At 46.0% G+C, this 13,684-nt stretch carries 10 protein-coding genes and 1 pseudogene; all 11 read right to left on the reverse strand.

Annotated elements, in window-relative coordinates; translation table 11 throughout:
• Positions 1 to 644, reverse strand: a pseudogene (locus NWQ57_RS10995) (hypothetical protein); the annotation flags it as partial.
• A 63-nt stretch (positions 645 to 707) separates the two neighbouring features.
• On the reverse strand, positions 708 to 1,568 hold the full coding sequence (locus tag NWQ57_RS11000) for a hypothetical protein (RefSeq protein WP_306022196.1): 861 nt from the start codon (positions 1,566 to 1,568) through the stop codon (positions 708 to 710).
• Between the two features lie 175 nt (positions 1,569 to 1,743).
• A complete protein-coding gene (galB, locus tag NWQ57_RS11005; RefSeq protein WP_306022197.1) occupies positions 1,744 to 4,509 on the reverse strand; it encodes a beta-galactosidase GalB in 2,766 nt (921 codons plus the stop codon).
• Between the two features lie 274 nt (positions 4,510 to 4,783).
• Positions 4,784 to 6,013 (reverse strand): ABC transporter permease, encoded by a 1,230-nt coding sequence (locus NWQ57_RS11010; RefSeq protein ID WP_306022198.1) that lies wholly within the window; start codon positions 6,011 to 6,013, stop codon positions 4,784 to 4,786.
• Positions 6,010 to 6,732 carry an ABC transporter ATP-binding protein gene (locus NWQ57_RS11015; protein WP_306022199.1) on the reverse strand — a complete coding sequence of 241 codons (723 nt, stop codon included), beginning with the start codon at positions 6,730 to 6,732 and terminating at the stop codon, positions 6,010 to 6,012. Before NWQ57_RS11015 ends, NWQ57_RS11010 begins: the two co-directional genes overlap by 4 nt.
• A complete protein-coding gene (locus tag NWQ57_RS11020; protein WP_306022200.1) occupies positions 6,732 to 8,207 on the reverse strand; it encodes an efflux RND transporter periplasmic adaptor subunit in 1,476 nt (491 codons plus the stop codon). The genes NWQ57_RS11015 and NWQ57_RS11020 overlap by 1 nt, the downstream gene beginning before the upstream one ends.
• A 186-nt stretch (positions 8,208 to 8,393) precedes the next feature.
• The gene (locus NWQ57_RS11025) at positions 8,394 to 9,827 is read right to left on the reverse strand and encodes an aldehyde dehydrogenase family protein (RefSeq protein ID WP_306022201.1); all 1,434 of its coding nucleotides are present in this window, start codon (positions 9,825 to 9,827) and stop codon (positions 8,394 to 8,396) included.
• 9 nt (positions 9,828 to 9,836) lie between these two features.
• Positions 9,837 to 11,477 carry an acetolactate synthase large subunit gene (locus NWQ57_RS11030; RefSeq protein WP_306022202.1) on the reverse strand — a complete coding sequence of 547 codons (1,641 nt, stop codon included), beginning with the start codon at positions 11,475 to 11,477 and terminating at the stop codon, positions 9,837 to 9,839.
• A 193-nt stretch (positions 11,478 to 11,670) separates the two neighbouring features.
• Positions 11,671 to 12,261: an antibiotic biosynthesis monooxygenase gene (locus NWQ57_RS11035; RefSeq protein WP_306022203.1), complete on the reverse strand. Its 591-nt coding sequence runs from the start codon at positions 12,259 to 12,261 to the stop codon at positions 11,671 to 11,673.
• A gap of 8 nt (positions 12,262 to 12,269) precedes the next feature.
• A complete protein-coding gene (locus NWQ57_RS11040; protein WP_306022204.1) occupies positions 12,270 to 12,668 on the reverse strand; it encodes an OsmC family protein in 399 nt (132 codons plus the stop codon).
• 10 nt (positions 12,669 to 12,678) lie between these two features.
• On the reverse strand, positions 12,679 to 13,587 hold the full coding sequence (locus tag NWQ57_RS11045; protein ID WP_306022205.1) for a pirin family protein: 909 nt from the start codon (positions 13,585 to 13,587) through the stop codon (positions 12,679 to 12,681).
• Positions 13,588 to 13,684 lie beyond the last annotated feature (97 nt).

The raw sequence follows: 13,684 nt of genomic DNA on the forward strand, positions 1-13,684 counted from the left end.
ATGCCAGCACTAAGACTATTTGCGTTAAAATCAAATTGCGTATCTACGGCCTGTTCTTTTTCAACATTTAATCCGAGAGACAACATCGTGCTACCTTGATTAAAAAATTGAAACAGGTTTAGTCCTACTCCTTGATTAGTGGCGTCACGCGCATTCATGGAGTCGAAATGTTTCGTTTTATAATTAAATGCAGAACGTAAATAAGTCGTCGGTGTAATATATTTTGCTGCATATAAACTGCTTTGGTTGAGGCGCAGAAAAGCCTGATCTTGTAAAATTGCATAAGCAAAATCATGGCGTATACCAACACTCAGGGCTGCAAAATCGTATTGGCCATCCACGTAAACCTGATGTAAATCCAAATCATAGCCATCAAACTGTTGATAATCTTTGCGCGCAAACAGGTAAGCCCCTTGAAGTTTTAGGGCGGGTCTTGCTTGCCATTGGCCTGCTAATTTAGCATGAAAGGTAAATGCCATATCCTGCTCGTTTGAGACTTGGTCAAGTTCAGCCACAATCAAGGTCGAGTTATTCAGTATGCCTAGACTAGCTTGCGCCTCGAAACGTTTATCAGGGGCTTGCGCTACACTGTACGCCGATGCCGACAAAGACAATAATACGGGTAAGAAATGAGATGTTTTCATGACGAGTAGTCCTACAAAAACGCGCCAGTGTTAGCCACTGGCGCTTTGAATTACAAGGGGGGATTAAAGGCCTAGATTTAAGCTATTCGTTAGGCTATTGCTGACTTCACTGGCGGTTTGTAACTGCACGGCACTGGCAATTTGTTGCGATACTACCTGACTGACTTGCCCAGTAACCTGTTGTTGAATAACCTGCTCTGAGGCGCCACTCAAACTGTTGTCTATCGCACCAACTATCGACTGATTAATAGATTGGCTTGCTGTTGTAGCGGCCTCACTTGCCATCCCGCTCACTGCTGTAGTGTGCTGAGTAGCTTGCGCAAGATTAATCGAATGTGCGGCACTACTTAACATCGCTGTTGATTCAGACGAGGCGATAGTGTCCAAACCAACCGTATTGCTTGGCGAAGTTTCCATAATGGCAGAGACAGGATTGTCTAAGGTGACCAAATTAGGCAGGGCGGCAGTATTACCAACTTGAGTAATTTGCGTTACTACCGTTGATGTTCCAGCACTTAGCTCACCCAAAGAAATGGTTGCATTTTGTGCGATGTCGCCACTCTTCGTCAGCAGCGTTTCGACAGATTCAGCTGAATCTGAGGCATTTTCTGAAGCCGTGTCATCATTTGGCGCATCCACCGCGGTGTCATTCGTCACCTGGCCAGAAGAGTCACCTTGTGCTGACACATCGCCACCGTCGCTCTGCGCATTGATGTCAGTTGCAGTGCCATTATTAGCGTTGAGGTCGGTATCACTTTGCAAGTGATTTTGCTCTGTATTAGCCGCAGACGAACTAACTTGCTGCTGAGTATTTAGCGAGGTGTTGACCGCAACACTTTGCTCAAACGTTGCGGCGCTAAGCCCCAAACTGGTGGTCAAGCTTAATAGGCCAAGCAGTGATGAAATTTTATTGAACTTAGTCATTGTAGTTTCCTCTAGGTTTATGTGAATGACACCTAGATAACGCTTGGCAACTGTATTTTATTCCTTTTAAAGTTCGTTTTTTCTCATAAACTTGACAATTACAAGTTAACGTTATGTTTTTAAAGAGCTTATTGCCGTAGCAAAACGACAACAAGCGTCTTTTTTTTGCAACTAATTAGTTCGCTTCAGTCACAATAGTGGCCGTTTGAGTGGGTAAACCTTCCGATTCAACTCTTAAAACCAGTTTACCCGCTTGGCCTTTTCTGCCTTTGACAATAACCAAAGCCAAGCCATTAAAGGCTGCTCGTTGATGCGAGGCAAACGACACTAAATTAGTGGCATCACCATTGTCGGTAGCAACGATTTCACCAGGACCTTCAAGTGAGAAACTCAACTGGTTGTTCGCTCGGGGCACCGTTAAGCCGTTTTCATCTTGCACTTTAATGGTTACAAAGGATAAATCTACACCATCTGCTTGGATAGTTTGACGATCGGCTTTTACTAATAATTTACTCGCAGCACCTGTGGTGCTAACACTTGCCTGTGCCCAAGGCTTCCCCAATTTGTAGGCTTGTGCTGTTAGCTCACCCGGCTCATATACCACATCATCCCAGCGGATACGGCTGGCAAATTCAGCCTTGGCTTGACGTCCTAAGGACTTACCATTGAGGAACAACTCCACCTCATCGCCTGAGGTAAATACGTGTACCGGTGTGACCTCACCAACCCGCTCTGGCCAATTCCAGTGAGGTAAAATATGCACCATGGGAAAATCAGGTCGCCACATGGATTGATACAGGTAAAACCGATCTTTTTTGAAGCCTGCTAAATCAATCACCCCAAAGTAAGAACTGCGCGCACCGTAATACGGAGTCGGCTCTCCTAGATAATCCCAGCCACTCCAGACAAAACCTCCTGACACGAAGGGATGTTGTGCCAATGAAGCCAAAACCTTATCCGCTGACGAGCCAAATTGTGCAGTATAAAGTTCGTAAGCACTAACTTGCTGCGTAACAGGATCCCCACCAGCACCGTCTGTGATAGGCGCACTGATGCCTTTGGTCACCGGAAATAAATACTCACCCCGCGAGCTTACCGCTGCGGCGTTTTCGCTGCTCATGATCATTTTGTCAGGAAAGGCTTGATGAAATGCTGGATACAATGGCTCGGTACGGATACCTTGCAAATGCAAATATTCAGGTGCATTGCGTATGCCTTCGCCTTGATAATTCAAACTAATAGTGTCCATTACCGCAGGTAAAGGCATGTGTGGTTTAGCGTAGTTCATGGAGGTTGCAGTGGGCCGCGACCTATCTTCTTGTTTCACAATATCATGCAAACGCTGCGCAATTTCGGCACCGTCTTCAGCGGTATATTGTTCACCCACTTCATTGCCAATACTCCACATGATCACCGAAGGACTATTACGGTCTCGGCGAATAAAAGCCCTTAAGTCAGGTTCAGCCCAGTCAGGAAATATTAAATGAAAATCCAAAGGTGTCTTTTTACGCGCCCAAACATCAAATATTTCGTCGATAACCACAAAACCCATTTTGTCAGTTAATTCGAGTAACTCAGATGCGGGTGGATTGTGCGCCAAGCGAATGGCATTTACGCCCATTTCTCTTAGTAATGCTAACTGACGCTGTGCGGCTCGAACGTTAAACGCCGCGCCCAACGCCCCTAAATCATGATGCTGATTAACCCCTTGAAAATAAATATGCTCACCGTTAACAAACAAACCGTCTTTACCATCAAAACGCAAATCTCGAATGCCAAAACGAGTTTCATATTCATCTACCACGATACCGTTTTGCAGCACTCGAGTTAGCGCCAAATACCGATTAGGCACTTGATTGGGCAAAGGCCCCCATAAATTAGGATTGTTGATCTTCACCGTGCCTTCAACGGTACTTGAGCCACCCGCTTCTATTAAAACGGGATCCGTATTAATAGTCGCAACGGCTTGCTTGGCGATATTGTCTGTTGAATCGAGAGTGTAAAACTGAGTTTGGCTACTGACTTCAATGCTCTGCTGCGAGTCGTTATCGATATCGATCGCAATACTGACCTGCGCGCTTTCTTGGGACACATTTGCTGTTTGTACATGCGTTCCCCACTGACCTACATGCACCGGATTAGTTTTTGTTAACCACACATTGCGATATAAACCACCACCAGGATACCAGCGAGAAGACGCAGGAGGATTGTCTAAACGAATCGCCAATTGATTTTTACCGGAACGCTTGACGTACGGTGTTAAATCTAAGCGCCAAGACGCATAGCCATAAGGCCACCCACCCACTAAATGGCCATTAAGCCACACCATGGCATAAGACATCGCGCCATCTACATCTAAGAAGATGGATTTGCTGGCATCGGCTGCGCTTAATTCAAAACTATTGCGATACCACGCTACGCCTGGGCTGGGCAACCGCCCCATGCCACCACCTACCGGTGCATTGTCACCCTTGTAAAAAGGGCCATTAATCGCCCAATCATGTGGCACTTGTACACTCTGCCACTGAGCATCGTCAAAGTCAGCTTGAATAAAAGGAAAACCGTCAGCAATAGCGGGTTCACCCACAGGACGCTGGTGTTGCTGACCAGACTCAGCAATAAACGGATTTGCGCTAGGTAAAATCCAGGGTTTTAACACAAAGGCAGTCGATTCCACATCAACGGCTTCGGTAGGTTTGGCATCCGCTTGTTTGCCATCTTCGTCCGATTCTATTTGAGGTCTAACGTCATAAATTAAGGGATCGGCTTGACTGGCATCAAGGTATTTATAAAAACGCCAGTTCGTGTCTAACAACACCCGCTCACGACTTACCACTGTCGTTTCAGTCTCAAGTGGTTTGTCTTGTTTGCTGCAACTTAAAAGAATCAAACACCAGCTACTGAGTAAAACCAACCCCATTACATCACTTAACTTTTTCATTTTTAGCCTTTTGGTATCATTTGTTGCGTCACATCGCCTTAGCCACCGGTAGCAAATAAGCATCATGATGACAAGGAAGTACAAAAATTAACGGTAGACTGTAACGAAGTAACAAATATTTAACTAGTTAAGGTGGCTTAGGATTTTTTACAAACCCGCTTACTTTATTAATTTACCCAACGCAACGATGGCTTTCTTAAATTATTCCAAGGTGTTATCTGTCACTATCGTGGTGCTGAAAAATGGCTGTTACACCACGATAGTTGATAAAAAGCTATTCGTACCGTAAGGCATCTATCGGCTCTAAGCGTGAGGCTTTTAATGCCGGATAATAGCCAAAAAATACTCCAATAAAGGCAGAAAAACCCAGGCTTAGCAGCACCACGTCACTATCAATCACTCCACCCGCGCCAATGCCATAATTGTTACCTAAAAACACAAACAAATAGGCTATAACAACGCCGATAGCGCCACCTAAACCGCAGAGCACAATTGACTCGATTAAAAACTGGGTGAGAATATCTGCAGGTTTTGCCCCTACTGCCATGCGTAAACCAATTTCTCGCGTGCGCTCGGTCACTGACACTAACATGATATTCATGATGCCAATGCCGCCAACGACTAAACTAACTGAGGCGACCCATGCTAATAGCGTATTAAATACCTGCATGGTTTCGGCTCGCGTAGCGATCATTTCTGACACATTGCGGATCCGAAACATATCATCACCATTAACGGGTATGCGCATACGTTGGCGCAGCAAACGAGTCATTTCTGTCTCGATATAATCCATGTCCTCACCATCATAGGCACTGACTTGAATAAAACGCACAGATTTAGGATTTGTTGAATCGATACCGGTGATTTTATTGCGCACTGTTTTAATGGGCAAAAACAGCACATCATCTTGATCCTCACCGCGAGCGTCTTGGCCTTTCGCGGCCAAGACCCCAACCACCGTCACGTTGAAGTTTTTCACACGAATGGTTTGCCCCAGCGCTTCACTCACACCAAATAATTCTTGTCTGATTCGCTCACCAATAATGGCTACTTTTGCACCGCTGTTTATTTCTTGCGTGCTAAACTCACGCCCTGTGGCGATGGGCCAATCGCGCACCACAAAATAACGATTATCAATACCACTTATCTCAGTTGACCAATTTAGGTTGCCGTAAATTACTTGCCCATTCGCGCTTAAATAAGGCGCTGCAGACTCAACCCCCGGTACTTGTTTTTCAATAAGATTGGCATCGTCTTCATTGATTTTAACCACTGATGAGGCACGGGCACCACCACTGGCCCGAAACGACCCCGTGACAAAAAACACATTGCCACCTAACGACTTAATCTGCTCGTCTACCTTTTGCTGAGCGCCCGCTCCCATGGCCACCATAATAATCACCGCAGCCACACCGATAATGATACCCAGCATGGTCAAAAAGCTGCGTAATAAATTCACTCTAAGCGCAGTGGTGGCGGTTTTTAATAAGATAAATAGCTTCATTGGCCAAGCCCATCACTGGCTAAACGAGGCTGAGGGTTACGCTCATCGGCAATAAGCGCACCGTCTCGAAAGGTCAGCTTACGGCTCGCAAATTCAGCGATATCAGGTTCATGGGTCACTAATATGATGGTCTTGCCTTGCTGATTTAATTGCTGAAATAAGGCCATGACTTCAAGACCGGTTTGAGTATCCAGAGCACCGGTTGGCTCATCGGCTAAAATCATCACAGGCTCATTCACTAGCGCTCTGGCAATCGCCACACGTTGCTGCTGTCCACCTGATAACTGCGACGGATGATGGTATAGACGGTTACCCAAGCCGACTTTTTCTAAACATTGTTTGGCACGAGCAGACCAGTGAGACTCAGGCACTTGGCTGTACAAGAGCGGCAACGTAACATTGTCTAGTGCGGTCGTGCGTGGTAGTAAATTAAATTGTTGAAAGACAAAGCCAATGCGTTGATTGCGAATAGTAGCCAATTCATTCTTGGTTAAATTAGCCAGCTCAATCCCATCGAGTGCAATGCTGCCTTCGCTGGCAATATCCAAACAGCCTAATAAGTTCATCATAGTAGACTTACCCGAACCCGACGAGCCCATAATGGCGACAAACTCTCCTTGCTGAATCTCTAAGTCTACGCCTTTTAAAGCAAAGACTCGCTCTTCGCCCATTTGATACACCTTTTTAGCCTGACTCACCTTAATTAAGGCCGCTGACATTAGCTACTGACCTTTTGCGCACGCACAATAACAAGGTCGCCTTCTTGTAACTCGTCCGATACCAGCTCACTGTATTCCAAATCAGCAATACCCACTCTAACGTTGACCCGCTGCGGCTCACCGTCACGTAACACCCATACCACCGCGCGCTGAAGTTCATTGTTGTTTCCTTCGCTGCGTGGTTTTCGGCGCTGTTGGTTTAACGCTTGATATTGCTCCATTTGTTCTGCACTTAAAAAGCTACGAAGTTCAATGTCCATTTGCGCCCGAATCTTTTTCATGGCGTCGTTCGGCCCAGCTGGCGGACCACCACCCATGTTTGAACGGGACTCACGAGCAGCTAACATGGATTTTTGCATGGTCGCCATAGCATCTGCTAACAACTTGCTTTGTTCGGCGCTTAAACTTAACTGTTCAGCGAGGTCCTTCACTCTGGCCGACATATCTGGCCCAGAGCGTTCGCCATTAGTGGATTGGCCTTCTGGGGTAAAACGCAGTGCTGAATTACTCACGCGCAATACGTTGTCACGCTCACCTAAGATAATATCGACATTGGCTGTCATACCGGGCAGCAGCAACAAATCTTTGTTTTCTACACTAATAATGACTTTGTAAGTGACCACGTTGCTGGTGACGGTGGCGGCTTTACGTACTTGAGATACCACGCCGGTAAACTTACGCTCTGGATAGGCATCAACGGTAAACTTCACACCTTGATGTTGTTTAATACGCCCGATATCTGCCTCATCAACGTCTGCTTCAATTTGCATGTTAACGAGATCTTGAGCGATAGAAAAAAGAGTAGGTGCAGATAAACTGGCAGATACTGCTTGGCCTTTATCCACTTGACGGTCAATAATCACTCCATCCACTGGTGAGCGAATATACGTTCGGTCTAAATCAAGTTTGGCCTGTTCTAAGCTGGATAATGATTGCTGAACTCGGGCCTCTCCCACCAAAATAGCCGCATTAGCGGTTTCAATACTGACCTTAGCCAATTGATACGAGGTTTCACTGATGTCTAACTCTGAGGTACTGACTAGATTTTTTGCCCGCAATTCACGGGTACGTTGATACTCGCGTTCAGCCAGTTTCTCTTCGGTTTGAGCTTTACTCAGTCCCGCTTGTAATTGCACCAAAGACGCTCTTGCAGAGGCTAAATCAGCTTCACTTTGGCGTAATTTAGATTGTACGGTCCTGTCGTCAATACGAGCAATCACCTGGCCACTCGTCACGACATCATTAAAATCCACATTGAGCTGCGAGATCAATCCTGACAATTCGGATCCGACATCAACGGTCACCACCGGCGAAATTGACCCTGAGGAATTGACGGTACTTTCAATTTTACCAACGCTCAAGGCTTGAGTATGATATTTGATTTGTTCGGCGTTTTGCTCAGGGTAGTACCACCACACCAAAAAGACAGCCAACAAAACCACGCAGGCTGTTTTAACGATCGTTTGAGTTTTCATAATTCCCTTTTAGTGAATGGCAAGTAACAAAATATGACATGATTACGATAGATTAGAGCACGGAACCCGGCCCGGGTGTGTCAAGTTATGTAAAGTTGCAAGCCCAAGCTGTTTCAAAACGTAACATGGCTGCGCACAAAAAAGGCCACTAACAAGTGGCCTTTCATATGAGAAGCGCTGACTTCCCTATTTTTGCGGTGTACGTAACACCATCAAACGTAACTCGGTCATGTCTTCCATCGCAAATTTAATGCCTTCACGGCCAAGTCCGGACTCTTTCACGCCGCCATAAGGCATGTTATCAACCCGCCAACTGGGTACATCGCCAATCACTACACCGCCCACATCTAGCTCATCCCACGCTTTATGGGCTTTATAGATGTCACGGGTAAAAATACCCGCTTGTAAGCCAAATTGACTGTTATTCACTTCTTTTAAAGCGTCGTCAAAATCGCTAAAAGACGCAATTATCGATACTGGACCAAAGGCTTCCTCAGCATTAATACTGGCATCTACGGGAACGTTTTCAAGCACACAGGCTTGTAACATGGCACCTTCACGCTCACCGCCACACAATATATCAGCGCCCGCCTCTTTAGCTTGTTTGATCCACTTTTCAAGGCGCTCTGCTTCAGAATCAGAAATCATCGGGCCGATAAAGGTCTTCTCATCTTTGGGATCGCCATGCACCAAGTTAGCCACTTTTTCGACATAACGTTGTTTAAACTCGGCAAACAGTTTTTCATGTACCAGTATGCGCTGCACGCTGATACAACTTTGCCCCGATTGGTAATACGCTCCAAAAATGATGCGTTCGATGGCATCATCTAAGTCGGCGTCTTCGTCTACTACACAAGCGGCATTCCCACCAAGCTCTAGTACTACCGGCTTTTTACCGGCTTTGGCTTTCAGCGCCCAGCCCACATCAGGTGAGCCAGTAAAGCTTAATAATTTAAAGCGTTCGTCTGTGGTAAATAAATCCGCGCCGTCACGGGTACAGGGCAGAATCGAAAATGCCCCTGCAGGTAAATCGGTCTCAGCTAAAATTTCACCAATGATAATCGCGCCTAAGGGTGTACGACTGGCCGGCTTTAACACAAAGGCACAACCGGTTGCTAGAGCAGGGGCAATTTTATGCGCCGCTAAGTTAAGTGGAAAGTTAAAGGGTGAGATAAACGAACACGGGCCAATTGGCACTCGCTTGTACATGCCTTGATAGCCTTTTGCTCGAGGCGTAATCTCAAGGTTCATTACTTCACCGTGCATGCGCACCGATTCTTCAGCAGCAATGCGGAAGGTATCAATCAGTCGCGTCACTTCACCTTTCGCATCTTTAATCGGTTTACCTGCTTCAATACACAGGGCATCGGCTAACTCGTCAAAACGTTCTTCAAAGCGTTTTACACAATGATTGAGGATGGCTTGACGCTCATAGGGACGCATTTTATTTAGCAAAGGCTGCGCTTTTTCAGCCGCAGCAATGGCCGCGTCAATCACAGATGCATCAGCCATGGCGACACGCGTCGCCACTTCACCGCTGTATTTGTCCGTGACTTCCAGTTTTTCATTGGCATAGACGGCCTTATTGGCCAAATAATAGGGATACGATTTTGCTAGCATATTCACTCCTTATAAAGCTTTGCTACGTTCACGGATGGTGCGATTCAAGGTTTCATCATTGAGGCTGTAATCAACCGGCACATCAATGACATGTACGCCAGGCGAAGCCAAACACGACCCCACTAACTCTTCGAGCGCTTCTGTTGCAGTAACTCGCCAACCTTTTGCGCCATAACTCTCTGCGTATTTAACGAAATCAGGATTACCATAATCTAAGCCAAAGTTATCGAATTCCATATGCGCTTGTTTCCACTTGATCATGCCGTAGGCATCGTCTCGCAGTATAATCACCACAATGTGCAAACCTAAACGCACTGCCGTCTCTAACTCTTGGCTGTTCATCATAAAGCCGCCATCACCACACACACTGATCACAGACTTTTCAGGATGGACCATTTTAGCGGCAATCGCAGAAGGCAGCCCTGCCCCCATGGTAGCTAAGGCATTATCAAGCAATAAGGTATTCGGAAACGCAGCGGGATAATTTCTGGCAAACCAGATTTTGTATACGCCATTATCTAAGGTAACAATGCCATCTTTTGGCATCACTTTACGGATACCCTTAACAAATCGCTCAGGCAGAATAGGAAAACGACTGTCATCTTCTAATTCAGCACGATGGGCAATGTAGGCCTCATTCACTTTTTTAAAGAAAGAAAATTCCCAATCCGTTTGCACCTTAATGGCTTCTTTAATTTGCCAGATACTGTTGGCAATATCGCCTATGACTTCGACTTGTGGAAAATAAACCGGGTCAATTGCCGCACCATCAAAGTTGATATGAATGACTTTTTTGCCATCGTGATGCATGAAAAACGGTGGTTTTTCTACCACATCATGACCTACGTTAATAATCAGGTCGGCTTTATTAATCGCACGATGCACAAAGTCGCCATCAGACAGTGACGTATTGCCCATAAAAAGATCGTCAGACTCGTCTAAAACGCCCTTACCCATTTGGGTTGTTACGTAAGGGATACCGGTTTTATTGACAAACTCTCGTAACATTTTGCTGGTCAATTTGCGATTTGCACCAGCACCGATGAGTAACAGGGGCGATTGTGATTGCTCGATGAGTTTCACCGCACGATCAATAGCTTTGTACTCGGCAATGGGACGGCGGTACAAACTGGCTGGTATTAATTGGGCGCTGGTGGTTTCGGCAGCGATATCTTCAGGTAGTTCAATGTGCACCGCGCCAGGACGTTCACTATGGGCAATACGGAAGGCTTCGCGCACAATCGACGGAATACGATCCCCACTGACCACTTGGGTGGTATATTTCGTGATAGGACGCATCATATCCACCACATCAATGACTTGAAAGCGCCCTTGTTTACTGGTTTTGATGGGCTTTTGACCGGTAATCATCAACATGGGCATGGCACCCAATTGCGCATAGGCAGCAGGTGTAACTAAGTTAGTGGCGCCTGGTCCTAAGGTCGACAAACACACGCCCACATTCCCGGTTAAGCGGCCATAGGTTGCAGCCATAAAACCCGCACCTTGCTCATGACGAGTCAGGATTAATTTAATGGATGATTGACGGAGCGATTCGAGTAGATCGAGATTTTCTTCTCCGGGAATACCAAAAATGTATTCCACCCCTTCTGCTTCAAGGGCTTTTACAAATAAATCTGACGCTTTCATTCTATCTCCTAAGTTTGACGGTAAATCAGTCTTTTGCTCATCAAGCGGTATTGCCCCAATTTACCCTAGCACAGGTAAACAGTAATAACGTTGACCGCTCCTGACTTAATGACTGCGACAGCAACTACATTGGCGCATGCTTTCATACACTCAGCTAAATATAAGCTGAGGCTAGATCCTTAAAATTCAAGCTTTATTTAGCAAATAACCAACTTGCCGTCATACTAACTAACTTAGGCATTATCAGGTACACCACAAGCCCGACAACGATGGCCACCACCACACCTTGGCGTAAAATGGGGTGAGCCGACAAGCTAAAAATTCCATCAAGGGCTTGTAACAACTCAGGTACAAGCATTGTTAATGGCCAGATAACTGCCGTGGTCAATAACCATTGTTTCCAACGCGTCGCCACCTTGTTAGGTGCTTGCGACTGTGTGAACCAGAAATCAATACCGTTATACAACTCCAACATTTCTTGTTCTTGAAACAAGCTTTGACTTTGCGCTAACAAGAGTTTGCGCTCTTGAGAATTGAGCCAATTGTGCGCAAGTTCTTCGTTGGCAAAGCGCACCGCTATTTCAAACTTATTATTGCCATGAGCTGGGCGCAGTACATGCACGCTTTGATGGCCAGGAAACTGAGCCGCCGCAGGAATGATTAGTTTGAGCCAGTTTTCATACGCCTCTTGATTTTTTGGCGCTACGTGATGTCGAATAATTAACGACACACCACGGTTTATCGCCTTAGCTGTGCCTTGGTTGATACTATCTTTTCTTATCATTTTTGGGGTCAATTCACCTGAGAATGCACTTCTGTTTTCGCCGCGGTCATGAGTTTATGAATGGGACATTTATCACCAACTAAGGCCAAGCTTTGGCGCATCTCGTCACTCAACTCACCAAGCAAGGTTAATTGCACGTTTAATACATACACACCTGCTGATTCTTGGCTGGTGTCGCGCTTAATTTCAATATCTACGCCCTCTAAAGGGATCTGTTTACGCTTGGCGTACATCAATATGGTAATAGCTTTGCACGCCGCTAACGAGGCATCGTACAGATCATGAGGATCGGGCGCTGAGTCATCACCGCCCAACGAGGCAGCGACATCGGCGAATAAAGTATGGTGGTTTACATGAATGGTTTGACGATACTGGCCCGAGTCACTTTTTTGTAAACTGATAGTCATGGTATATCCTTTAATAGGGAATGAACTCTTGTTCGTCTCCTTTAACCTTCGCAAAGTTCCCTGCTCGCCAATCTCGTTTGGCTTGTTCGATGCGTTCTTTACGACTAGAGATAAAGTTCCATTCAACGTAGCGTTTACCAACGTTTTCACCACCAATAATCGCAATACGTGTATCGGCACTCGCCTCAACCGTGACCAGAGAATCAGGTGTGAGTATCACCATTGAGTGCTCGGCAATTAGGTTACCTGCAACCGTGAGGCTGCCCTGCACCAAATACAAAGCGCGCTCCTGCGCGAAGGGGAGCTCAAGAGTTTGTCCCGCTGTCATAAACACCTCAACATACAAGGTATCGGCATAGGTTAATACCGGCGAAATCAAACCATAGGCTGCGCCCATTAACACCCTAATTGCCACACCGTTGACGTAGGTGTGGGGAATCGTATCAGCGGGATAGTGATAAAAAGCGGGATCCACTTCTTCGTCTTTTTCAGGCAAGGCCAACCATAATTGCAAACCGTGTAAGTTGTGTTCGCGGTTACTGACTTCTTCGCGCTCTCGTTCTGAATGCACGATGCCTTTACCCGCCACCATCAAATTAATATCGCCAGGCTGGATAGTGGCATAACTACCGACAGAATCTCGGTGCAGAATTTCTCCTTCGAACAAGTAGGTCACGGTGGCCAAATTAATATGTGGATGAGGCCTAACGTTTACCCCTGAGCCAGCGGGAAAGGTTGTGGGACCAAAATGGTCGAAAAATATCCACGGTCCCACCATCTTGCATTTAGCTGAAGGCAAAGTACGCCTGACCACAAATTCGCCCAAGTCTTTTTCATTAGGCGAAATCAATAACTCAATTGCACTATTCGCCTCATTTTGTACTTCACACTCCGCGCTTATTTGATATTTAATACTCATTTTGCTTACTCAGCTGAACATGTTTACCCAGTGTAGATGTCAAAAGCATGAATAAAAAATCGAATAAATAGGGTTTACGTTTCGAAAGACTCGAACG

The sequence above is a fragment of the Paraglaciecola sp. genome (assembly GCF_030730205.1).
In the GTDB taxonomy this organism is placed as follows: domain Bacteria; phylum Pseudomonadota; class Gammaproteobacteria; order Enterobacterales; family Alteromonadaceae; genus Paraglaciecola.